Annotated in this window: 21 protein-coding genes; all 21 read left to right on the top strand. The window is 69.3% G+C overall.

Annotated features, from left to right (window positions below; all coding sequences use genetic code 11):
* The first annotated feature begins 3 nt into the window (after nucleotides 1–3).
* Nucleotides 4–3,912, top strand: a complete 3,909-nt coding sequence (locus tag Tfont_RS03130) for a DUF3683 domain-containing protein (RefSeq protein ID WP_143968342.1) — start codon at nucleotides 4–6, stop codon at nucleotides 3,910–3,912.
* The gene (locus tag Tfont_RS03125; RefSeq protein ID WP_143968341.1) at nucleotides 3,909–4,373 is read left to right on the top strand and encodes an HIT family protein; all 465 of its coding nucleotides are present in this window, start codon (nucleotides 3,909–3,911) and stop codon (nucleotides 4,371–4,373) included. The genes Tfont_RS03130 and Tfont_RS03125 overlap by 4 nt, the downstream gene beginning before the upstream one ends.
* Nucleotides 4,370–4,777: a gamma-butyrobetaine hydroxylase-like domain-containing protein gene (locus Tfont_RS03120; RefSeq protein WP_068608370.1), complete on the top strand. Its 408-nt coding sequence runs from the start codon at nucleotides 4,370–4,372 to the stop codon at nucleotides 4,775–4,777. The genes Tfont_RS03125 and Tfont_RS03120 overlap by 4 nt, the downstream gene beginning before the upstream one ends.
* A 41-nt stretch (nucleotides 4,778–4,818) precedes the next feature.
* Nucleotides 4,819–5,550, top strand: a complete 732-nt coding sequence (gene ubiE / locus Tfont_RS03115) for a bifunctional demethylmenaquinone methyltransferase/2-methoxy-6-polyprenyl-1,4-benzoquinol methylase UbiE (protein ID WP_143968340.1) — start codon at nucleotides 4,819–4,821, stop codon at nucleotides 5,548–5,550.
* Between the two features lie 77 nt (nucleotides 5,551–5,627).
* On the top strand, nucleotides 5,628–6,605 hold the full coding sequence (locus Tfont_RS03110; RefSeq protein WP_143968359.1) for a Tim44 domain-containing protein: 978 nt from the start codon (nucleotides 5,628–5,630) through the stop codon (nucleotides 6,603–6,605).
* Between the two features lie 42 nt (nucleotides 6,606–6,647).
* Complete coding sequence (locus Tfont_RS03105) at nucleotides 6,648–7,277, top strand: ubiquinone biosynthesis accessory factor UbiJ (RefSeq protein WP_185974456.1); 630 nt, start codon at nucleotides 6,648–6,650, stop codon at nucleotides 7,275–7,277.
* Nucleotides 7,274–8,827, top strand: coding sequence for a ubiquinone biosynthesis regulatory protein kinase UbiB (gene ubiB, locus Tfont_RS03100; protein WP_068608376.1), 1,554 nt, complete (start codon nucleotides 7,274–7,276; stop codon nucleotides 8,825–8,827). Before Tfont_RS03105 ends, ubiB begins: the two co-directional genes overlap by 4 nt.
* Nucleotides 8,828–8,922: 95 nt before the next feature.
* Nucleotides 8,923–9,234 (top strand): FmdB family zinc ribbon protein, encoded by a 312-nt coding sequence (locus Tfont_RS03095; RefSeq protein WP_143968339.1) that lies wholly within the window; start codon nucleotides 8,923–8,925, stop codon nucleotides 9,232–9,234.
* Nucleotides 9,221–9,898, top strand: a complete 678-nt coding sequence (locus tag Tfont_RS03090) for a DUF502 domain-containing protein (protein ID WP_260682235.1) — start codon at nucleotides 9,221–9,223, stop codon at nucleotides 9,896–9,898. The genes Tfont_RS03095 and Tfont_RS03090 overlap by 14 nt, the downstream gene beginning before the upstream one ends.
* Nucleotides 9,899–9,935: 37 nt before the next feature.
* Nucleotides 9,936–11,729, top strand: coding sequence for an aspartate--tRNA ligase (aspS, locus tag Tfont_RS03085; RefSeq protein WP_143968338.1), 1,794 nt, complete (start codon nucleotides 9,936–9,938; stop codon nucleotides 11,727–11,729).
* Between the two features lie 36 nt (nucleotides 11,730–11,765).
* The gene (locus Tfont_RS03080) at nucleotides 11,766–12,077 is read left to right on the top strand and encodes a DUF883 family protein (protein ID WP_068608384.1); all 312 of its coding nucleotides are present in this window, start codon (nucleotides 11,766–11,768) and stop codon (nucleotides 12,075–12,077) included.
* Nucleotides 12,078–12,118: 41 nt separating this feature from the next.
* Nucleotides 12,119–12,520 (top strand): phage holin family protein, encoded by a 402-nt coding sequence (locus Tfont_RS03075; RefSeq protein ID WP_143968337.1) that lies wholly within the window; start codon nucleotides 12,119–12,121, stop codon nucleotides 12,518–12,520.
* Nucleotides 12,489–12,857 carry a YqjK family protein gene (locus Tfont_RS03070; RefSeq protein WP_143968336.1) on the top strand — a complete coding sequence of 123 codons (369 nt, stop codon included), beginning with the start codon at nucleotides 12,489–12,491 and terminating at the stop codon, nucleotides 12,855–12,857. Before Tfont_RS03075 ends, Tfont_RS03070 begins: the two co-directional genes overlap by 32 nt.
* A 54-nt stretch (nucleotides 12,858–12,911) precedes the next feature.
* Nucleotides 12,912–13,769: a flagellar motor stator protein MotA gene (gene motA, locus Tfont_RS03065; RefSeq protein ID WP_143968335.1), complete on the top strand. Its 858-nt coding sequence runs from the start codon at nucleotides 12,912–12,914 to the stop codon at nucleotides 13,767–13,769.
* 47 nt (nucleotides 13,770–13,816) lie between these two features.
* Nucleotides 13,817–14,803 carry a flagellar motor protein MotB gene (gene motB, locus Tfont_RS03060; RefSeq protein WP_068608390.1) on the top strand — a complete coding sequence of 329 codons (987 nt, stop codon included), beginning with the start codon at nucleotides 13,817–13,819 and terminating at the stop codon, nucleotides 14,801–14,803.
* 23 nt (nucleotides 14,804–14,826) lie between these two features.
* On the top strand, nucleotides 14,827–15,213 hold the full coding sequence (gene cheY / locus Tfont_RS03055) for a chemotaxis response regulator CheY (protein ID WP_068608392.1): 387 nt from the start codon (nucleotides 14,827–14,829) through the stop codon (nucleotides 15,211–15,213).
* A 23-nt stretch (nucleotides 15,214–15,236) separates the two neighbouring features.
* A complete protein-coding gene (locus Tfont_RS03050; RefSeq protein WP_068608394.1) occupies nucleotides 15,237–15,884 on the top strand; it encodes a protein phosphatase CheZ in 648 nt (215 codons plus the stop codon).
* Nucleotides 15,885–16,002: 118 nt separating this feature from the next.
* Nucleotides 16,003–17,142: an EscU/YscU/HrcU family type III secretion system export apparatus switch protein gene (locus Tfont_RS03045; RefSeq protein WP_143968334.1), complete on the top strand. Its 1,140-nt coding sequence runs from the start codon at nucleotides 16,003–16,005 to the stop codon at nucleotides 17,140–17,142.
* A 24-nt stretch (nucleotides 17,143–17,166) separates the two neighbouring features.
* On the top strand, nucleotides 17,167–19,257 hold the full coding sequence (flhA, locus tag Tfont_RS03040) for a flagellar biosynthesis protein FlhA (RefSeq protein WP_143968333.1): 2,091 nt from the start codon (nucleotides 17,167–17,169) through the stop codon (nucleotides 19,255–19,257).
* The gene (gene flhF, locus Tfont_RS03035) at nucleotides 19,254–20,801 is read left to right on the top strand and encodes a flagellar biosynthesis protein FlhF (RefSeq protein ID WP_143968332.1); all 1,548 of its coding nucleotides are present in this window, start codon (nucleotides 19,254–19,256) and stop codon (nucleotides 20,799–20,801) included. Before flhA ends, flhF begins: the two co-directional genes overlap by 4 nt.
* Nucleotides 20,794–21,426, top strand: a complete 633-nt coding sequence (locus tag Tfont_RS03030; protein WP_143968331.1) for a hypothetical protein — start codon at nucleotides 20,794–20,796, stop codon at nucleotides 21,424–21,426. Before flhF ends, Tfont_RS03030 begins: the two co-directional genes overlap by 8 nt.
* The last annotated feature ends 27 nt before the right edge of the window (nucleotides 21,427–21,453 follow it).

Raw genomic sequence — 21,453 nt, 5'->3', positions numbered from 1 at the left:
CCCATGAACGCTCCGACGCCCCTTCACGCCCTGCTCGACGCCGAGCCCGACGCCCCGCGCCTGCGCGAGATTCCGTACAACTACACCTCGTTTTCGGACCGGGAGATCGTCCTGCGGCTGCTGGGCGCGCGCGCCTGGGCGCTGCTGGAGCAATTGCGCCGCGAGCGCGCCACCGGCCGCTCCGCCCGCATGCTGTACGAGGTGTTGGGCGACATCTGGGTGGTGCAGCGCAACCCCTACCTGCAGGACGATCTGCTGGCCAACCCCAAGCGCCGCGCCGCGCTGATCGAGGCCCTCCACCACCGGCTGGGCGAGATCGAGAAGCGCCGCCGCCCGCAAGAGGACGCGCAGCGCGACGCCCTGGTCGGCGAACTGCTGGACCATGCGCGGCGCGCGGTGCAGGCCTTTGCCCAGGCGTTCGACGACATGGCGGCCCTGCGCCAGCGCGTCGTCAAGGTGCTGCGCCGCCACACCCACAAAGACAACATCAAGTTCGACGGCCTCAGCCGCGTCAGCCACGTCACCGACGCGACCGACTGGCGCGTGGAATACCCCTTCGTCGTCCTGACCCCCGACACCGAGGCCGAGATGGCCGGACTGGTCCAGGGCTGCATCGAGCTGGGCCTGACCATCGTCCCGCGCGGCGGTGGCACGGGTTACACCGGCGGTGCAGTGCCCTTGACGTGGAAGAGCGCGGTCATCAACACCGAAAAGCTGGAGTCCATGACCGAGGTCGAGCATGTGCGCCTGCCCGGCCTGGACCAGCCCGTGCCGACCATCTGGACCGAGGCCGGCGTCGTCACCCAGCGCGTGGCCGACGCCGCCGAGCGCGCCGGCTTCGTTTTCGCGGTGGATCCGACCTCGGCCGAGGCCTCGTGCATCGGCGGCAACATCGCGATGAACGCCGGGGGCAAGAAGGCGGTGCTGTGGGGCACGGCGCTAGACAACCTGGCGAGCTGGCGCATGGTCACGCCCGATGCCGAGTGGCTGGAGGTGCACCGCATCGGCCACAACCTGGGCAAGATCCACGACGCCGAAGTGGCCAGCTTCGAGCTGCGCTACTTTGCCGCCGACGGCAAGACGCCGCTGCGCACCGAGCGGCTGGACATCCCCGGTGCGCGCTTTCGCAAGGCCGGCCTGGGCAAGGACGTCACCGACAAATTTTTGAGCGGCCTGCCCGGCGTGCAGAAGGAGGGCTGCGACGGCATCATCACGAGCGCGCGCTGGGTGGTGCACCGCATGCCGGCGCACACGCGCACGGTGTGCTTGGAATTCTTCGGCAATCCCAAGGACGCCGTGCCCTCGATCGTCGAGATCAAGGACTTCATGTTCGCCGAGCAAAAGCGCACGGGCACGCTGCTGGCGGGGCTGGAGCACCTGGACGACCGTTACCTGAAGGCGGTGGGCTACACCACCAAGAGCAAGCGCGGCACCCTGCCCAAGATGGTGCTGATCGGCGACATCGTGGGCGACGACCCGGACGCCGTGGCCCGCGCCGCCAGCGAAGTGGTGCGGCTGGCCAACGCCCGTGCGGGCGAGGGCTTCACCGCCGTCAGCCCCGAGGCGCGCAAAAAATTCTGGGCCGACCGCAAGCGCACCGCGGCGATCAGCCGGCACACCAACGCCTTCAAGATCAACGAAGACGTCGTGATCCCGCTGGAGCGCATGGGCGAGTACACGCTGGGCATCGAGCGCATCAACATCGAGCTGAGCCTGCGCAACAAGATCCGCCTGTGCGACGAGCTGGAGGCCTTTTTCGCCCGGGGGTCGCTGCCGCTGGGCAAGGCCGAAGACCCCAACGATGCGCCGAGCCCCGAGTGGCTGGCCGAGCGCACCGAGCAGGCGCTCGCCCTGATCCGGGACGTGCGCAGCCAGTGGCAGGCGTGGTGCGACGGCCTGGACACGGTGCCGGCCGACGGCGGGCGCACGGTCTTCGAGCAGTTGCAGGACCACACCTGGCGCGCAAGCTGGAAGACGCAGATCCGCCAGCCGCTGCGCGACCTGTTCACCGGGGCCGTGTTCGCGCCGCTGCTGGCCGAGTGCGAGGCCATCCATCGCCGCGTGCTCAAAGGCCGGGTCTGGGTGGCGCTGCACATGCACGCCGGCGACGGCAATGTGCACACCAACATCCCGGTCAACAGCGACGACTATGCGATGCTGCAGACCGCGCACGAGGCGGTGGGCCGCATCATGGCCCTCGCGCGCAGCCTGGACGGGGTGATCTCGGGCGAGCACGGTATCGGCATCACCAAGCTGGAGTACCTCAGCGACGACGAAATCGCCCCCTTTGCCGACTACAAGCGCCGCGTGGACCCGCAGGGGCGCTTCAACCGCGGCAAGCTGTTGCGCGACGCCGCGGCGCTCGGCCCCGACGTGCACGCCGCCGACCTCAGCCAGGCCTACACCCCCAGCTTCGGCCTCATGGGCTACGAGTCGCTCATCATGCAGCAGAGCGACATCGGCGCCATCGCCGACAGCATCAAGGACTGCCTGCGCTGCGGCAAGTGCAAGCCGGTGTGCTCCACCCATGTGCCGCGCGCCAATCTGCTGTACAGCCCGCGCAACAAAATCCTGGCCACCAGCCTGCTGATCGAGGCCTTTCTGTACGAGGAGCAGACGCGCCGCGGCGTGTCCATCCAGCACTGGGAGGAGTTCGAGGACGTGGCCGACCACTGCACGGTCTGCCACAAGTGCGAGAGCCCCTGCCCGGTCAAGATCGACTTCGGCGACGTGTCGATGGCCATGCGCAACCTGCTGCGCAAGATGGGGCAGAAATCCTTCCGCCCGGGCAATGCGCTGGCGATGGCCTTCCTCAACGCCACCCGCCCCGAGACCATCAAGCTGATGCGCTCGGCCATGGTGGACGTGGGCTACAAGGCGCAGCGGCTGGCCCATGACGCCCTCAAGGGGCTGGCACGCCGGCAGACCGGCGCGCCCCCGGCCACCGTCGGTGCGGCGCCGGTCAAGGAGCAGGTCATCCACTTCATCAACAAGAAGATGCCCGGCAACCTGCCCAAGAAGACCGCGCGCGCGCTGCTGGACATCGAGGACAAGGCCTACGTGCCGATCATCCGCGACCCGCAGCGCACCAGCGCCGACGCCGAGGCGGTGTTCTACTTCCCCGGCTGCGGCTCGGAGCGGCTGTTCAGCCAGGTGGGCCTGGCCACGCAGGCCATGCTGTGGCACGTCGGCGTGCAGACCGTGCTGCCGCCGGGCTACCTCTGCTGCGGCTACCCGCAGCGCGGCAGCGGCCAGTTCGACAAGGCCGAGCAGATCATCACCGACAACCGCGTGCTGTTCCACCGCGTGGCCAACACGCTGAACTACCTGGACATCAAGACCGTGGTGGTGAGCTGCGGCACCTGCTACGACCAGTTGCAGGGCTACGAGTTCGACAAGATCTTCCCCGGCTGCCGCATCATCGACATCCACGAATACCTGCTGGAAAAGGGCGTCAAGCTCCAAGGCAAGGAGGCCTACCTCTACCACGACCCCTGCCACAGCCCGATGAAGCTGCAGGAGCCGCTCAAAACCGTCAAGGCGCTGGTGGGCGAGACGGTGGTGGCCAGCGACCGCTGCTGCGGCGAGTCCGGCACGCTCGCGGTGACGCGGCCCGACGTCTCGACCCAGGTGCGCTTCCGCAAGGAGCAGGAGCTGCGCAAGAACGAGCGCGAGCTGGCCGAATTGGCGCAGCGCACCGGGGCACAGGCCACGCCGGGCCGCACCAAGATCCTGACCTCCTGCCCGAGCTGTCTGCAGGGCCTGAGCCGCTACGGCGAAGACCTCAGCAACGGCCTGCTGGAGGCCGACTACATCGTCGTCGAGATCGCGCGCCAGATGCTGGGCGAAAACTGGCTGCCCGATTACGTGGCGCGCGCCAACGCCGGCGGCATCGAGCGGGTGCTGGTGTGACCGATTGCCCGCTGTGCCGCGACGATGGCGGCCTGCTGCTGTGGCGCGGTGAGGGCTGGCGCGTGGTGCGGGCGCTGGGCGCCGAGGTGGCCGCCGCGCCCGCGTGGTACCGCGTCATCGCCGCCGCGCACGTGGCCGAGTGGAGCGACCTGCCGCCGGCCGGGCAGGCGCGCGCGATGACGCTTGTGACGGCGGTGGAGCGCGCGCTGCGCGCCACGCTCGCGCCCACCAAGGTCAACCTGGCCAGCCTCGGCAACGTGGTGCCGCACCTGCACTGGCACGTGATCGCGCGCTTCGACTGGGACAGCCGCTTTCCGGCGCCGGTGTGGGTGCCGGCGCAGCGCGGTGACGACGCGCTGAGGCTCGCGGCGCTGCGCGAGCGGCTGCCGGCCTGCGACGCCGCCGTCGTGCAGGCATTGGATGCGCTGTCGATCACCCCCGTTCAGGAGAATCCGCGATGACCTCTGCGCCCCATCCCCACCCCACCGAGCTGACCGTGCACGGCGCCTCGCGCGTGCTGGAGATCGCTTTCGACGACGGTGCGCGCTTCCGCATCCCGTTCGAGCTGATGCGCGTCTATTCGCCCTCGGCCGAGGTGCAAGGGCACGGCCCCGGTCAGGCGGTGCTGCAGACCGGCAAGCGCCACGTCGAGATCGTCGCGCTGGAGCCGGTGGGCCACTATGCCGTGCAGCCGACCTTCTCCGACGGGCACGACAGCGGCATCTACACGTGGGAGTATCTGTACTTCCTGGGCAGCCGGCAGGCCGAGCTGTGGGTGGATTACGAACGCCGCCTGGCCGAAGCCGGTGTGGACCGCGACGCGCCAATGCCCGACCCGGCCGCGGCCGGGTGTGGCCGCCACTGAACGGTGCCGCCGCCCCAGCGTCTTTGGCGTACCATGGCGCCATGACGCAGACGCATTTTGGCTTCGAGACCGTCGACGAGCGCGAGAAGGCGCGGCGCGTGCGCGCCGTGTTCGATTCGGTGGCGCCGCGCTACGACTTGATGAACGACCTCATGTCCGCCGGCCTGCACCGCTGGTGGAAGGCCTATGCGGTCATGGTGGCCAATCCGCAGCCCGGGCAGCGCGTGCTGGACATCGCGGGCGGCACGGGCGATCTGGGGCTGGCGATCGCCCCGCGGGTGCGGCCCGGCGGGACGGTCGTGCACACCGACATCAATGCCGCCATGTTGCGCGAGGGCCGCGATCGGCTGCTCGACCACGGCATCGTGTTACCCACGGTGGTGTGCGACGCGGAGCAGCTGCCCTTCCCGGACGGGCATTTCGACCTCGTGACCGTGGCGTTCGGCTTGCGCAACATGACGCACAAGGAACTTGCGCTGCGCGAAATGAATCGAGTGCTCAAGGTCGGCGGCAAGCTGCTGGTGCTCGAGTTCTCCAAGGTCGCGCCCCCGCTGCGCAAAGCCTACGACTGGTACAGCTTCCACGTGCTGCCGCGACTGGGGCGCTGGGTGGCGAACGACGAGGCCAGCTACCGCTATCTGGCCGAGTCGATCCGCATGCACCCCGATCAGGAGACGCTGCGGGCCATGGTGCGCGAAGCGGGCTTCGGCCACGTCGACGTGCACAACCTGACCGGTGGCGTCGTCGCCTTGCATGTGGGACTGAAGACCTGAAACCTGCCCCGGCGCCGGGGCTGTACGGAGACATCGACGTGAACACGAAAATCGGGACCTGGCTGCTCGTGGCGGTGATGACGCTGTCGTCGGCCGAGGTGTGGGCCAAGCGGCTGGGGGGCGGTGGCTCGATGGGCAAGCAATCCAGCAACGTGGTGCAGCGCAACAGCGCGCCGCCGCAGCAAGCCCCCGCTCCGTCACCGTCGCAGGCCCAGCCCGCGCCCGCTGCGCCCGCCGGGGCCGCGGCCGGGGCGGCGGCCAAGCCGCAGCGCCCCTGGGGCGCGATGCTGGGGGGATTGGCGGCGGGGCTGGGCCTCGCGTGGCTGGCGTCGGCGCTGGGCTTTGGCGAAGCGTTCGCGCAGTTCCTGCTGGTCCTGCTGCTCGCCGTCGCGGTGCTGGCGGTCATCGCCTGGATGCGGCGCGGCCGCGCGGGCTCGGCCGCTCGCTCGCCCTTGGCGGTTCAGGGGGCGGGCACCGCCACCTCGCCGGTGACGCCGCGCAGCTACCAGCCGGGCAATGTGGGCAACGACGCCTCGGCCCGCCCGTGGGAGCGCACCCAGTTCAGCGGGGTCGATGCGGGCGCCTCCGGCACCGCCGGGGCCTCGGGCAGCCTGATCGGCAGCGCCCTCGGCAGCCACGCGGCCCTGTCGGGCTCCCAGTCCTGGGGCATTCCGGCCGACTTCGACACCGAGGGCTTTTTGCGGGCGTCCAAGGACAACTTCGTGCGCCTGCAGGCGGCCTGGGACCGCGGCGACATCCCCGCCCTGCGCGCGCTCATGACCGATGAGATGCTGGCGCAGATCGAGGCGCAGCTTGCCGAGCGCGAAGCGGCTCAGTCCGGTGTGCCCAACGTCACCGAGGTCGTGTCGCTGGACGCGCAGCTGCTCGGTATCGAGGACCTGGGTCGGGAGTACATGGCCAGCGTCGAGTTCTCCGGTCTGATCCGCGAGAACCCGGCGGAGGGGCCGGCGCCGTTCCGTGAGGTGTGGAACATCACCCGGCCCAAGGAAGGGCGCGGCGGCTGGCTGGTCGCGGGTGTGCAAGCCTTGCAGTGACGCGGCGGCGCGACCGCGTGCCGATCCGGCAGAATCGGGGGCATGACTGAGCCCCCGATTTTTTTTCAGCCCCGGCCCGGCACGGGCCCGTGGCGGCTGCCGACGCCGCCGGCCTGGCTGCTCGACGAGGCCCGCAACCGCATCGTGCTGCTCCTCAACCATGTGCTGCAGCAGGAGCCCGAGGCCATGCACCGCCTGCGCCGTCAGGCCGGCAAGTGGGTGCGGGTGCGCTGGGGCCGGGGGGGGCCGGCCGCGGGTGCGGGGGACATGGGGCTGGTCGTGCGCATTTCGCCGGCCGGTCTGCTGGAGAGCGCGGCCGACGAGGTCCGCGCCGATCTGGTGCTCGCGATCGACGAGCCGTCCCCGCTGACCTTGGCCGGCAAGCTGGCGCGGGGCGACAAGCCCGCGGTGGCCATCGAGGGGGATGTGCAACTGGCCGCCGACGTGGCGTGGCTGGTGGACAACGTGCGCTGGGATGTGGAGGAGGACCTCGCCCGGCTGATGGGCGACGCCATGGCCCACACCCTGGTGCAGACGGCCCGCACGGCAGCCTCGGCCCTGCGCGCCTGGGTCGTCCCCGCCGCGCAGGCCGCCCGGGAGCGGGCCGCAGCGCTGCGCGAGCGTGTCGCGCCCCGGCGCGCGCCGGACGACAGCGGCGGGACGGCGCCATGAGGCGGTGGCTGCGCGGCTGGTTCATCGTCTGGGTCGCTCTGCGCTACGGCCTCGACGAACTCGTCCTGTCGGGCTTTCGGCACCCGGTGCTGGCGTCGCTGCGCTGGCTGGTCACGGTCGGGCGCAACCTGTCGGCCCCGCGCGGGCAGCGCCTGCGCGAGGCGCTGGAGCGGCTGGGGCCGATATTCGTGAAGTTCGGGCAAGTGCTTTCCACCCGCCGCGATCTGCTGCCCCCGGACATTGCGGACGAGCTGGCGCGGCTGCAGGACCGCGTGCCGCCCTTTCCGACCGAGGTGGCCATCGCGACCATCGAGCGGGCCTTCGGCCGACCGCTGGATGCGGTGTTCGCCACCTTCGAGCGCGAGCCGGTGGCCAGCGCCTCGATCGCGCAGGTGCACTTTGCCACGCTGCGCGACGGGCGCGAGGTGGCGGTCAAGGTGCTGCGCCCCAACATGCTGCCGGTCATCGAGAAAGACCTGGCGCTCATGCGCACCATGGCGGGGTGGCTGGAGCGCCTGTCGCACGACGGCCGACGCCTCAAGCCGCGCGAGGTGGTGGCGGAGTTCGACAAATACCTGCACGACGAGCTCGACCTCGTGCGGGAGGCGTCCAACGCCGCGCAACTGCGCCGCAACATGGCCGGCTTGAACCTGGTGCTGATCCCCGAGATGTACTGGGACCACTGCCGCAGCGACGTGCTGGTCATGGAGCGCATGCGCGGCGTACCCATCAGCCAGGTGCAGCGTTTGCGCGAGGCCGGCGTGGACATCCGCCAGCTCGCGCGCGACGGCGTGACGATTTTTTTCACCCAGGTGTTTCGCGACGGCTTTTTCCATGCCGACATGCACCCGGGCAACATCCAGGTGTCCCTCGAGCCCGAGACCTTCGGGCGCTACATCTCGCTGGATTTTGGCATCGTCGGCACGCTCACGCAGTTCGACAAGGAGTACCTGGCGCAGAACTTCACGGCCTTCTTCCGGCGCGACTACAAGCGCGTGGCCGAGCTGCACATCGAGTCGGGGTGGGTGCCGGCCGGCACGCGCGTCGATGAGCTCGAAGCGGCCATCCGGGCCGTGTGCGAGCCCTACTTCGACCGGCCGCTCAAGGACATCTCGCTCGGGCTGGTGCTCATGCGGCTGTTCCAGACCTCGCGCCGCTTCAATGTCGAGATCCAGCCACAGCTCGTCCTGCTGCAAAAGACGCTGCTCAACATCGAAGGGCTGGGGCGCGAGCTCGACCCGGACCTGGACCTCTGGAGCACGGCCAAGCCGTTCCTGGAGCGGTGGATGCTGGAGCAGGTGGGCCCGAAAAAATTCTGGAGCCAGCTCAAGGCCGAGGCGCCGCACTACGCCAAGCTGGTGCCGGAGCTGCCGCGCCTGCTGCACGACTATCTGCGCCAGCGGCCGACCGACCTGCGCAGCGAGATCGACCGCCTGGTGCAGGAGCAGCGCCGCACCCAGCGGCTGCTGATGATGGTGATCTATGTGCTGTTCGGCTTCGTTGCGGGCTTGATGGCGATGCAGTGGTGGCTGCGCATGCGCCTGTGGTGAGCGCCGCCCTTGAAGGTCGGGCACGCATCCCCCACCTATAATGGGAAGTTTTTCCGGATTCGTGTCCCAACTTCGACTTCCTTGCAGGTGCAGCCATGCCCATCTACGCGTACAAGTGCGAGTCCTGTGGCCACGCCAAGGACGTGTTGCAAAAGGTGTCTGACGAGCCGCTGAGCGTGTGCCCGGCGTGCGGCGCGGCGACGTTTCGCAAGCAGTTGACGGCCGCCGGCTTCCAGCTCAAGGGGACCGGCTGGTACGTGACCGATTTCCGCAACGGCGGCGGGTCGGCATCGTCCGCGTCCACCGGCGCGGCCGCCGCCACGGCCACCGCCGGGGCCAGCACGGCCGCGGCGACCGACGGCGCCGCGGGCTCCACCCCGTGCGGGGCAGCCTGTGCCTGTCATTGACCGGGCGCGTGTGGTCGGCGCCCTGCGGCGGTGGCTGCTCGCGGGGCTGCTCGTGCTCGTCCCCCTGATCGTCACCCTGTGGGTGCTCGACTGGGTGGTCTCGACGCTGGACCAGACGCTCGACATTCTGCCGGCCGCGTGGCAGCCGGAGCGCTGGCTCGGCATGCGCGTGCCGGGCATGGGGGTGCTGCTGGCGCTGGCCATCGTGCTCGGGATCGGGGCGCTCGCGTCCAACTATGTCGGCAACCAGTTGGTGGCCTGGTGGCATGCGCTGCTGCAGCGCATCCCGGTGGTGCGCTCGATCTACTCCGGGGTCAAGCAGGTCTCGGACACGCTGCTGTCCGAAAAAGGCAACGCCTTCCGTCAGGCCCTGCTGGTGCAGTGGCCGCGCGAGGGCATGTGGACCATCGCCTTTCTGACCGGGGCGCCCGGGGGCGACGTCGCGCGCCACCTGCCGCCCCAGGACTACCTCAGCGTCTATGTGCCCACCACGCCCAACCCCACGGGCGGCTACTTCGTGATGGTGCACCGCCGTGACGTCGTGCCGCTGGCCATGACGGTGGACGAGGCGCTGACTTACGTCATTTCCATGGGTGTCATCGTGCCCGGCGGCCGCAAGGGCCCGCTGCCCCCGTCGGCGGCTGCGGTGCCCGGGTCGGCCTGAGTCCCGTTCGATTCCTCTCCCTTCCAAGGTTTTTTCCATGCACATGCGCACCACCTACTGCGGTCTGGTGACCGAGGCCCTGATGGGGCAAACCGTGACCCTGTGCGGCTGGGTCAACCGGCGCCGCGACCATGGCGGCGTGATCTTCGTCGATCTGCGCGATCGCGAGGGCACCGTGCAGGTGGTCTGCGACCCGGACCGCCCGGAGATGTTTGCCACCGCCGAAGGGCTGCGCAACGAGTTTTGCGTCCAGGTCAAAGGCGTGGTGCGCGCGCGCCCGGAGGGCACCGTCAACGAGTCGATTCGCAGCGGCCGCATCGAGGTGCTGTGCCACGAGATCACGGTACTCAACCCGAGCGTGACGCCGCCGTTCCAGCTCGACGACGAGCACCTGTCCGAGACCACGCGCCTGACTCACCGCGTGCTGGACCTGCGCCGCCCGTACATGCAGCGCAACCTGATGCTGCGCTACCGCGTGGCGATGGAGGTGCGCAAGTTCCTGGACGCCAACGGCTTCATCGACATCGAGACGCCGATGCTGACCAAGAGCACGCCGGAGGGCGCGCGCGATTACCTGGTGCCCAGCCGCGTGCACGACGGCATGTTCTTTGCCCTGCCGCAATCGCCCCAGTTGTTCAAGCAGTTGTTGATGGTGGCGGGCTACGACCGTTACTACCAGATCACCAAGTGCTTCCGCGACGAGGACCTGCGCGCCGACCGCCAGCCGGAGTTCACGCAGATCGACATCGAGACCTCGTTCCTGACCGAGCAGGAGATCCGCGACCTGTTCCAGGGCATGATCAAGACGGTGTTCGCCAACACCATCGGCGTGGATCTGGGCGAGTTTCCGGTCATGCCGTATGCCGAGGCGATGGCGCGCTACGGCTCAGACAAGCCGGATCTGCGCGTCAAGATGGAGTTCACCGAGCTGACCGACGTCATGAAGGACGTCGAGTTCAAGGTGTTCTCCGGACCGGCCAATCAGCCGGGCGGCCGCGTCGTCGCGCTGCGCGTGCCGGGCGGTGCCGAAATGAGCCGCTCCGAGATCGACGCCTACACCGAGTTCGTCAAGATCTACGGCGCCAAGGGGCTGGCGTGGATCAAGGTCAACGACCTGGCCGCCGGCCGCGACGGCCTGCAGTCGCCGATCGTCAAGAACCTGCACGACGCCGCCCTGCAGGCCATCCTGCAGCGCAGCGGGGCGCAAAACGGCGACCTGCTGTTCTTCGGCGCCGACAAGGCCAAGATCGTCAACGACGCCATCGGCGCGCTGCGCGTCAAGATCGGCCACAGCGACTTCGGCCGCAAGAACGGCTTGTTCGAGGACCGCTGGGCGCCGCTGTGGGTGGTGGACTTCCCGATGTTCGAGTACGACGAGGACGAAGGCCGCTGGGTGGCGGTGCACCACCCGTTCACCGCACCGAAGGACGGCCACGAGGAGCTGATGGCCACCGACCCGGGTGCCTGCCTGGCCAAGGCCTACGACATGGTGCTCAACGGCTGGGAGCTGGGCGGCGGCTCGGTGCGCATCCACCGCGCCGACGTGCAGCGCAAGGTGTTTGCCGCGCTCAACATCGGCGAGGAGGAAGCGCGCGCCAAATTCGGCTTCCTGCTCGACGCGCTGCAGTACGGCGCGCCGCCGCACGGCGGGCTGGCCTTCGGCCTGGACCGTCTGATCACGCTGATGACCGGCGCCGAGTCGATCCGTGACGTCATCGCCTTCCCGAAGACGCAGCGCGCGCAGTGCCTGCTGACGCACGCCCCGAGCCCGGTGGACGAGAAGCAGTTGCGCGAACTGCACATCCGCCTGCGCAACCCGCAGCCGGCATGATACGATGGAAACGATTGTTACCACAGGAGCCCTCTCATGACCGACAACACGTTGCAACCCAAGGACAAGCTCGTCGCCGACCTGAAGGTGGTCGTGGCGGATGCAGAGGAACTGCTGGCGGCCACCGCCCATTCGACGGGGGAGAAGGTGGCCGAACTGCGCGAGCGCCTGCAGGACAACCTGCGCTCGGCGCGGCACCGTCTGGCGGATGCCGAAGCGGCCCTGCGCGAGCGCACGCGCGAAGTGGCCAAAGCCACCGACCACTATGTGCATGAGCATCCCTGGAAAGCCATCGGTGTGGCCGCCGGCATCGGCCTGCTGGTGGGGATGCTGATCGGCCGCCGCTGATTCGCCGCGCCGGGGCGGTTGCCGCTCTGCGAGCCAACGGCATGGCACAAGACGAAAGGTCGGCGGGCAGCGCGGCGTCGGAATCGCTCGGGTCGGCCGTTCGGGGCTGGCTGCACGACACCGCCGAGTTGCTGCGTGTGCGCCTGGCACTGCTGGGCGTCGAGGCGGCCGAACACGCCCAGGATGTCGCCGAAGCGATGGGCGCGGCGGTGGCCGCCGCGGTGCTGTTGTCGCTCGGGCTCGGTTTTCTGGCGGTATTGCTGACGGTGCTGCTCTGGGACAGCCACCGGCTGCTGGCTCTGGCAGTCTTCACGGCGGTGTTTTTGACGCTGGGGGCCGTGGCTCTGGCGCGGGCGCAGCGCCGCTTGCGTGGGGTCCGCTGGTTTGCCGCCAGCACCGCCGAGCTGGCCCGTGACGTGGAGCGCCTGCGTGGCCGGGGGTGAGGCACGCGAGCGCCTCGCCGCGCGCCGGCAGGCGCTGCAGCAGCGCTCGACCGAATTGCGCGAGCGCTTGGCGATGCACGGCGCTGCGCTGGCACCCGCCATGGACTGGGCCGATCGCGCGCGCGAGGGCTGGCGCTGGATGCGCGCCCACCCCTGGGTGCCCCTGGCCGGTGCGGCGGTGCTGCTCCTGCGGCGCCCGCGCATGGTCTGGCGCGGGGCCTGGTGGGCGTGGCGGGGATGGCGGCTGTGGCAGCGCTACGCCATCTGGCTGGATGCGTTGGGGGTGCGGCCCGGACGCCGCGTCCCGGGGGTCGGGGGGCGTGCAGGCCGCGCCTAACCCGTTAGGGTATGCCGATACAATGCTTCGCAACGTATAGACAGGACGCGCCCCATGTTCGTCATCGTCGGCTGGCTGGTGGCCATCGGCTGTATCTTCGGTGTCTTCATCATCCACGGTGGCAACATCGGGGTCATCATGAAGGCGCTGCCCTTCGAGATGATCACCATCTTCGGGGCGGCCATCGGGGCGTTCATCGCCGGCAACCTGATGAAGGTGCTCAAGGGCGTCGGCCGGGGGTTGGGGGCCTGCTTCAAGGGCTCCAAGTACACCAAGGCCCGGTTCATGGACCTGCTGGCGCTGCTGTACGACATTTTGCAAAAGGCCCGCAAGGAGGGCCTGATGGCCATCGAGAGCGACGTCGAGAACCCCGAAGCCTCGCCCTTGTTCCAGAAATACCCGACGATCGCCAGCGATCACCACACGGTCGAGTTCATCACCGACTACCTGCGCCTGATGGTGTCGGGCAACCTCAATGCGCACGAGATCGAGGCCATCATGGACGCCGAGCTCGACACGCACCATGCCGAGGAACATGCGGCGGTGGCAGCCCTGCAGCGGCTGGCGGGGGCCCTGCCGGCTTTCGGTATCGTGGCGGCGGTGCTGGGCGTGGTCAACACGATGGGCTCGGTCGGTCAGCCGCCGGCGGTGCTGGGCGGCATGATCGGCTCGGCCCTGGTGGGCACGTTCCTGGGCATTTTGCTGGCCTACGGCTTTGCCGAGCCCCTGGCCAGCCTGCTGGAGCAAAAGGTCGAGGAGGCCAGCAAAGAGTTCCAGTGCGTCAAGACGACGCTGCTGGCCAGCATGCAGGGCTATGCGCCGATGACGGCGGTCGAGTTCGGGCGCAAGGTGCTCTTCTCGACCGAGCGGCCAACCTTCAGCGAGCTCGAGGCCCACGTCAAGAAAAAGTGACGACGCCACCCTGACCCCCCGCTCGCCGCCCCGAATCCGCACGTCCCATGGCCTCCTCCGGCAAGCCGCTGCAGCCCATCATCGTCAAGCGCGTCAAGAAAGGCGGGCATGGCGCGCACGGGGGTGCCTGGAAGATCGCCTACGCCGACTTCGTGACGGCGATGATGGCGTTCTTCCTGCTGATGTGGCTGCTGGGCTCGACCACCGAGGGCGACCGCAAAGGGCTGGCCGACTACTTCAACCAGCCGCTGAAGGTGATGCTGTTTGGCGGGCCGGGGTCGGGCGGCGCGAACAGCATTCTGGACGGCGGCGGCGACGACCTGACCAAGAGCGTGGGCGAAGACGCCAGCGGCAATGTCGACGAGAAGATGCGCGAGCTGGGCGCGCAGCTCGCCCGGGCCGAGGCGATCCGCCAGGACAAGCAACGCATCGCCACCTTGCGGGACAAGATCGAAAACATTATCAACCTCAACCCGCAACTGTCCGAGTTCAAAAGCCAGATCCGCCTGGAGATGGTGCAGGACGGCCTGAACATCCAGATCGTCGACGATCAGAACCGGGCGATGTTTGACACCGGCAGCGCGCTGGTCAAGCCCTACATGCGCGAGATCCTGCGTGCCATCGCGCAGGCGGTGGCCGAGGTGGACAACCGCATTGCGCTGTCCGGCCACACCGACGCCACCCCGTATGGCAGCGGCGAGCGCTCGTACAGCAACTGGGAGCTGTCGGCCGACCGGGCCAATGCGTCCCGCCGCGAGCTGGTGGCTGCCGGGCTGCCCGAGGGCAAGCTGGCGCGCGTGGTTGGCATGGCCGACAAGCAGCTGCTGTTTCCCGACCAGCCGTTCGACCCGCGCAACCGCCGCATCAGCATTCTGGTGCTCACCCGCGAGGCGGAGGAGCGCATGTCCAAATCCCTCGAGGCTGCGCCCACCATCAACGACGAAGGCGATGCCCGATCGGCGCTCGAGGCGGCGCAAAATCCCGCTGTCAAAGCGCCACCCGCTGCCAGTGGGCGGGCCGTGCCCTTAAACTAAGGGCGTCCCGGACGGAGTCTTCCATGGCCGATGTGCGTTTTTTGATTGTCGACGACTTTTCCACGATGCGCCGGATCGTGCGCAACCTGCTCAAGGAATTGGGGCATGGGGATGCCGACGAGGCGGAGGACGGCTCGGCGGCGTTGCACAAGCTGCGCAATGGCAAGTTCGACATGGTCATCACCGACATCAACATGCCGAACATGAACGGCTTCGAGCTGCTCACGCAGATCAAGTCCGACGAGAAGCTCAAGCACCTGCCGGTGCTGATGGTCACGGCCGAGGCGCGCAAGGAAGACATCATCGCCGCGGCGCAGGGCGGGGCGGCCGGCTACATCGTCAAGCCGTTCACGAAAGCCACGCTCGAGGAAAAGCTGACCAACATTTTCCGCAAGATGGGTTGGGCCTGACGGCACCACGGGGAGGGTAGGCCATGACCGATGCCGCATCCGAAGCGCCCAAGCCCGACGGCAAAGGCGACATCTATCAGCGTCTGGGGGAGATCACGCGCGAGCTGCACGAGGCGCTCAAGGCGCTGGGCTACATGCCCGCGCTCAAGGACGCCGTCGGTGAGCTGCCCGACGCGCGCAGCCGCCTGGAGTACATCGCGCGCCTGACGGGCGAGGCGGCGGAGAAGGTGCTCAACCGGGTGGACGAGGCCAAGGCCGAGCAGCACACGGTGATCGACAGCAGCCGCCAGTTGGTCGAGACGATCGGCGCGGTGCCGGGCCTGAAATGGGCCATGCCGGAGCTGCTGGAGTGGTCGCACAAAATCCAGGCGGCGGCCGAGCGCACCGACCACCACCTGACCGAGATCATGATGGCGCAGGATTTTCATGATCTGACGGGGCAGGTGATCAAGAAAGTGGTCGCCCTGGCCGGCACGCTGGAGCAGCAGTTGCTGCAACTGCTGATCGAAACCGCCCCGCCCGCGGCGCCGGCGGAGGCGTCCGGCAGCACCGCGTCGAACGAGCCGCGGCGGCCGGAGCTGTCCGGGCCGGTGGTCAACCCCGAGGGGCGCACCGACGTCGTCACCAGCCAGGCGCAGGTGGACGATCTGCTGGCCAGTCTGGGTTTCTGACGGCGGGCCCCCGGGGGCAGGGGCGGACGCGGAAGTGGCGGGTTTTGGCCGCCTTTTGGGCCTTTAGAAAACCCGGGTGCCGCCGGACAATGCGGTCGTCAGCCACTGAACGGCCGCCATGGAATCGACCCAGGACAAGAACCAACCCGCCACCCCGCGACGCCTGCAAAAGGCGCGCGCGGATGGCCAGGTCCCCCGGTCGCGGGACCTGACGCACCTGGCGGTGCTGGGCGGCGGGCTCGTGCTGCTGTGGTCCACGCTGCCGTGGGCCTTTGAGCGCCTGCGGGGCGCCATGCGCGAGGGCCTGCGCTTCGACGCCGTCACCGTGCGCGAACCGCAACGCATGCTCGAGCGCCTGGCGGATGCCCTGCAATTGGCGCTGGGTTACTACCTGCCGCTGGGCCTGGCGGTGATCGCCATCGCGGTGATCGCGCTGGTCGCGGCCGGGTCGTACGCGGTGAGCGCCAAGCCCTTGATGCCCGACTGGTCCAAGATCGGGCTGCTCAGCGGCATGAAGCGCTTGTTTTCGCGCCAGCAGGTGGTCGAGGTGCTCAAGCTGCTGGCCATCACGGCAATGATCGCGCTGATCGGCGCCTTGTATGTCGAATCGCACATCGGCGCATTCGCCAGCCTGCTGCTGCGCCCGCTGGATGCGGCGCTCGCTCAGACGGGCGAGTGGTTCGTGATCGGCGTGGCCTGGATGCTGGCCGTGGTGCTGCTCGTGGCGCTGGTGGACGTGCCGCTGCAGCAGTACCTGTACCGCCACCAGTTGCGCATGTCGCTGCAGGAGGTGAAGGACGAGCACAAGGAGACCGAGGGCAATCCCCTGGTCAAGAACAAGCGCCGCCAGCGGGCGCGCGAGATTGCTTACGGCCAGAGCGTGCGGCGCGTGCCCGAGGCCGACGCGGTCGTCATGAACCCGACCCACTACGCGGTGGCGTTGCGCTACGACGAGCGCACCATGGCGGCCCCGCATGTGATCGCCAAGGGGACCGATCTGCTGGCCCTGCGCATCCGCGACGTCGCCCGCGATGCGCGCGTGCCCGTGCTGGAGTCGCCCATGCTGGCCCGGGCCTTGTATGCCCACACCGAACTCGACCATCCCGTGCCGGCCGCGCTGTTCACGGCCGTGGCGCAGGTGATGGCCTACGTCTACCGTTTGCGCGCCGCGCTCAAGGGACAAGGGCCCATGCCCAAGCCGCCCCGTCCCGAGGTGCCCGTCGAACTCGATCCCCTGCACGGTCGCCAGCCGGCCTGAACCCTGTCCTGAGCCTTCCGACCCATGAACGCCGTTCTGCAATCGCTGCAACAGTCGCTGCGCCCCTGGCGGGGCCACGGTCAGGCGCTGGCCGCCCCGGCCCTGGTGTTGCTGGTGCTGGCCATGCTGGTGCTGCCTCTGCCGCCGTGGTTGCTGGACACCTTCTTCACCCTCAACATCGCGATTGCGCTGACGGTGATGATGGTGGCCGCCTACATGCGGCGCGCGCTCGACTTTGCGGTCTTCCCCACCGTGTTGCTGATCACCACGCTGCTGCGGTTGTCGCTCAACGTGGCCTCCACCCGCGTGGTGCTGATGGAAGGGCACACGGGGCCGGGCGCAGCCGGCGCGGTGATCGAGGCCTTCGGCACCTTTCTGATCGGCGGCAACTTCGCGGTCGGCCTGATCGTGTTCCTGATCCTGGTGGTGATCAACTTCGTCGTCATCACCAAGGGCGCCGAGCGCATCGCCGAAGTGGGCGCGCGCTTCACCCTGGACGCCATGCCCGGCAAGCAGATGGCCATCGACGCCGATCTGAACGCCGGCCTGATCGACCAGGCCGAGGCCAAGCGCCGCCGCGCCGAGGTGTCGGAGGAGGCGGACTTCTTCGGCAACATGGACGGTGCGTCCAAGTTCGTGCGCGGTGACGCCATCGCCGGCATCCTGATCCTGATCATCAACATCGTCGGCGGCTTTGCCATCGGCATGCTGCAGCATGGCTTGCCCCTGGAGCAGGCCGCGCACAGCTACATCACGCTGTCGGTGGGCGATGCGCTGGTGGCGCAGGTGCCCGGCCTGCTGGTGTCGGTGGCGGCGGCCATGGTGGTCTCGCGCGTCGGCAAGGAGGAGGATCTGGGCCAGCAGATCGTCGCGCAGATGTTCGACTCGCCCAAGGTGCTGGGCGTGACCGCCACCGTGATGGCGCTGCTGGGCAGCATCCCCGGCATGCCCAATCTGGTGTTCCTGGGCTTTGCGGCGATCATCGGTGCGGTGGCGTTCTGGCTGGCGCGCGAGCGGCGCAAGCCTTCGGCGCAGGAGCTGGCCGCCCAGCAGGCCGCGCAGGCGCCGGCCGAGACCGAGGCCACCTGGGACGACCTGCAGCCGGTGGACCTGCTGGGGCTGGAGCTGGGCTACCGCCTGATCGTGCTGGTGGACCGGTCGCGCCGCGGCGATCTGCTCACCCGCATCAAGGGCGTGCGCAAAAAGTTTGCGCAAGAGGTGGGCTTTTTGCCGCCCCCCGTGCATGTGCGCGACAACCTGGAGCTCAAGCCCAGCGCCTACCGCATCACGCTGCGCGGCGTCGTGGTGGGCGAGGGCGAGGTGTTCCCGGGGCAGTTTCTGGCCATCAATCCCGGCCACATCCGCACGCCGCTGATCGGGCAGCCCACGACGGACCCGGCCTTCGGTCTGCCGGCGACGTGGATCGAAGAACACCAGAAAGAAAGCGCGCAAATGGCGGGCTACACCGTCGTTGATGCGGAGACCGTGCTGGCCACGCATTTGTCACACTTGATGCAAGTCCACGCGGCCAAGCTGCTCAGCCGGACCGAGGTGCAAGAACTCGTCGAGCATGTGCGCAAGCTGGCCCCCAAACTGATCGAGGAAGTGATCCCGGCCATGGTGCCCATCGGCGTGTTCCAGAAAGTGCTGCAGCTGCTGCTGGAGGAGGCCGTGCACATCCGCGACATCCGCACGATCATCGAGACGCTGGCCGAACACGCCGGGCAGATTCAGGACCCGGTGGAGCTGGCGCGGCGGGTGCGTCAAGCGTTGGCGCCGGCCATCGTGCAACAGATTTACGGGCCGGTGCAGGAGCTGGAGGTCATCGCCATCGAGCCGGGGCTGGAGCGGCTGCTGACCCAGGCCCTCGGTCCGCAGAGCATGGGCGCGCTGGACCCGGGCGTGGCGGACATGTTGACCCAGTCGGCCGCCCGCGTCGCATCGCGCCAGGAAGAAAGCGGCGTGCCCGCCGTGCTGCTGGTGCCCGACGCCATTCGCCAGGGCATCGCGCGGCTGCTCAAGCGCGCCGCGCCGCGCCTGCAAGTGCTGGCGCACAGCGAGATCCCTGACACCCACACCATCCGCATCGGCCCGATCATTGGAGAGCCCGCATGAATGCGCAACGATTCGTCGCCCCCAACTCGCGCGAGGCCATGGCGCTGGCGCGAGCCGCCTTTGGCGAGCAGGCCGTGATCCTGTCCACCCGCTCGACGGAGCAGGGTTTCGAGGTGGTGGCCACGTCCGAGGATCAGCTCTCGGCGATTGCCGCACAGGTGGCTACGCCCGCCGCGGCGACGGGCCGTGCGCTGCCCGAGTCGCCGGTGGGGCGGTCCGGGCGCGCGACGCTGGGGCTGCAGCAGCGCGCGGCGGCCCAGTTGCCGCCCGTCTCGCCGGACAGCTCGGTGGCGCAGGACACCGAGACGCTGGCGATGAGCACGCTGTCGTTCCAGGAGTACGTGCGCGAGCGCATGCTGCGCAAGCGCCGCGAGGCCCTGCAAGGGGCACGGCCGGCGGAGGCGCCGGGGGCCGCCCGGCCCGCGGCGCCGGTGCGGGCGCAGCCCCAGCCGCAGCACCCGCGCCAGGCACCCGTTGCGCCGCGTGCGGACGATGCCATGGTGCTGCCCTTTGGCCGCACCCAGGCGGCGCCAGCGGCTGCGGCGGCCCCGCAACGCCCCGCCGCGCCGGCCGATGCCGCAGCCGCCGGGCAGGCCAATCCGCTCGCGGCCCAGTTGGCGGCGCTGCAGGCGATGATGGAGGAGCGCTTTCAGACCCTGGCCTGGCTGGGGCAGGCGCGCCACAACCCCATCCAGTCCCAGCTCATGCACAAATTCATCCGGGCCGGCTACTCGCCGACCGTGGCCCGGGCCGTGCTCGAGCGCCTGCCGGCGCAACTGGGGGCGGCCGAGGCCTGGCGCTGGACGCTGGAGGTGCTGGCGCGCAACCTGCGCGTGGCGCGCGAGCCGGGCCAGCTGTGCGACGAGGGCGGGGTTTTCGCCCTGATCGGCTCCACCGGCGTCGGCAAGACGACCACCGCCGCCAAGCTGGCCGCGCAGTGCGTCAAGGCCTACGGCGCCAACAGCGTGGGCCTGATCACGCTGGACACCTATCGCGTCGCGGGCTACGAGCAACTGCGCGCCTACGGCCGCATGCTGGGCGTGGTCGCGCACCTAGCGCACGACCGGGCCGCCCTGCAGGATCTGCTGGAGCTGCTGGCCAACAAGCGCATGGTGATCATCGACACCGCCGGGCTGGGTCAGAAAGATCCGCGCATCCAGGAGATGATGGCGCTGCTGCAGGCACCGCAGATCCGCAAGCTGCTGGTGGTCAACGCCGGCAGCCACGGCGACACGCTGGATGAGGTGTTCCAGGCCTACCGCGAGACCCCGCTGCACGGCGTGATCCTGTCCAAGGTGGACGAAGCCGCCAAGCTGGGGCCGGCCGTCGATGCGCTGATTCGCCACCAAGTCGTGCTGCGCGGGCTGACCACCGGCCAGCGCGTGCCGGAGGATTGGCAGCGCCCGGATGCCACCGCGTTGGTGCGCATGTCCATGGGCGGGCACGGCAAGTCGGCGTTCGACCCCACCCCGGCCGAGCTGCCGTTCTTCTTTGCGGACCCGGTGCACGCGGGCTGGCAGCCCGAAGGGGCTGCGCATGCTTGAGCCCGTTCACGACCAGGCCGCCGGCCTGCTGGCGTGGAACCTGCAGCCGCCCACCCGCGTGCTGGCGGTGGTGGCGACCGAGCGGGGCTCGGCGTCGCTGGAGCTGCTGTGGCGCCTGCGCCAAGGGTGCGAGGCGATCGGGGTGGCGTCCGCCGTGGTCGAGGGGCTGCCCGGCACATGGCCGGACGACGGTCCGCAGGCCGGGGGCGTCTGGCTCTGGCACACGCCGGTCAATACCGCCGTATCCTGGTGGCCGGTCGAAGACGGGGGCCGGCCGCTCGTGGCGCTGACCGCGGAGCCCGCCGCCCTGGTGGCCGCTTACCGCGCCCTCAAGGTCTTGCGGCAGGCGGGATTGCAGCCCGTCGTGGTGGCTCTGCCCGACGAGGCGCAAGGCTGCGCCGGTGCGAGGGGCGATTGCGCGCCGGCGCCGTTGCATGCCGCGCTGTCCGCGCTGCAGCGCACCTGCCAGGCGCACCTGGGTTGGGTGCCGGCCGTGTGGTGGCTGGGGTATCATGAATACCCATCGGCCGAGCCAGGAGGCGAGGCGGTGCTGTACAAGATACTGGATGCCGCGTGGACGCTGGACGTGCCCGGCGGCGAGGGAGGCGGACGGCGGCCATGCTGATGTTCTGCCCGGTATCACCGCCCCGGC

Source organism: Tepidimonas fonticaldi (assembly GCF_007556755.1).
GTDB classification, from domain to species: Bacteria; Pseudomonadota; Gammaproteobacteria; order Burkholderiales; family Burkholderiaceae_C; genus Tepidimonas; species Tepidimonas fonticaldi.
The sequence above is the reverse complement of the archived record's forward strand: the minus strand, read 5'-3'. Positions and strand labels throughout refer to the sequence as shown.

Excerpts from the sequence above, each read along its gene's own strand:
- Tfont_RS03130 (WP_143968342.1), top strand. The coding sequence starts at position 4 with ATGAACGCTCCGACGCCCCTTCACGCCCTGCTCGACGCCGAGCCCGAC.
- Tfont_RS03120 (WP_068608370.1), top strand. The coding sequence starts at position 4,370 with ATGACCTCTGCGCCCCATCCCCACCCCACCGAGCTGACCGTGCACGGC.
- ubiE (WP_143968340.1), top strand. The coding sequence starts at position 4,819 with ATGACGCAGACGCATTTTGGCTTCGAGACCGTCGACGAGCGCGAGAAG.
- Tfont_RS03110 (WP_143968359.1), top strand. The coding sequence starts at position 5,628 with ATGACGCTGTCGTCGGCCGAGGTGTGGGCCAAGCGGCTGGGGGGCGGT.
- Tfont_RS03105 (WP_185974456.1), top strand. The coding sequence starts at position 6,648 with ATGACTGAGCCCCCGATTTTTTTTCAGCCCCGGCCCGGCACGGGCCCG.
- ubiB (WP_068608376.1), top strand. The coding sequence starts at position 7,274 with ATGAGGCGGTGGCTGCGCGGCTGGTTCATCGTCTGGGTCGCTCTGCGC.
- Tfont_RS03095 (WP_143968339.1), top strand. The coding sequence starts at position 8,923 with ATGCCCATCTACGCGTACAAGTGCGAGTCCTGTGGCCACGCCAAGGAC.
- aspS (WP_143968338.1), top strand. The coding sequence starts at position 9,936 with ATGCACATGCGCACCACCTACTGCGGTCTGGTGACCGAGGCCCTGATG.
- Tfont_RS03080 (WP_068608384.1), top strand. The coding sequence starts at position 11,766 with ATGACCGACAACACGTTGCAACCCAAGGACAAGCTCGTCGCCGACCTG.
- Tfont_RS03075 (WP_143968337.1), top strand. The coding sequence starts at position 12,119 with ATGGCACAAGACGAAAGGTCGGCGGGCAGCGCGGCGTCGGAATCGCTC.
- motA (WP_143968335.1), top strand. The coding sequence starts at position 12,912 with ATGTTCGTCATCGTCGGCTGGCTGGTGGCCATCGGCTGTATCTTCGGT.
- motB (WP_068608390.1), top strand. The coding sequence starts at position 13,817 with ATGGCCTCCTCCGGCAAGCCGCTGCAGCCCATCATCGTCAAGCGCGTC.
- cheY (WP_068608392.1), top strand. The coding sequence starts at position 14,827 with ATGGCCGATGTGCGTTTTTTGATTGTCGACGACTTTTCCACGATGCGC.
- Tfont_RS03050 (WP_068608394.1), top strand. The coding sequence starts at position 15,237 with ATGACCGATGCCGCATCCGAAGCGCCCAAGCCCGACGGCAAAGGCGAC.
- Tfont_RS03045 (WP_143968334.1), top strand. The coding sequence starts at position 16,003 with ATGGAATCGACCCAGGACAAGAACCAACCCGCCACCCCGCGACGCCTG.
- flhA (WP_143968333.1), top strand. The coding sequence starts at position 17,167 with ATGAACGCCGTTCTGCAATCGCTGCAACAGTCGCTGCGCCCCTGGCGG.
- flhF (WP_143968332.1), top strand. The coding sequence starts at position 19,254 with ATGAATGCGCAACGATTCGTCGCCCCCAACTCGCGCGAGGCCATGGCG.
- Tfont_RS03030 (WP_143968331.1), top strand. The coding sequence starts at position 20,794 with ATGCTTGAGCCCGTTCACGACCAGGCCGCCGGCCTGCTGGCGTGGAAC.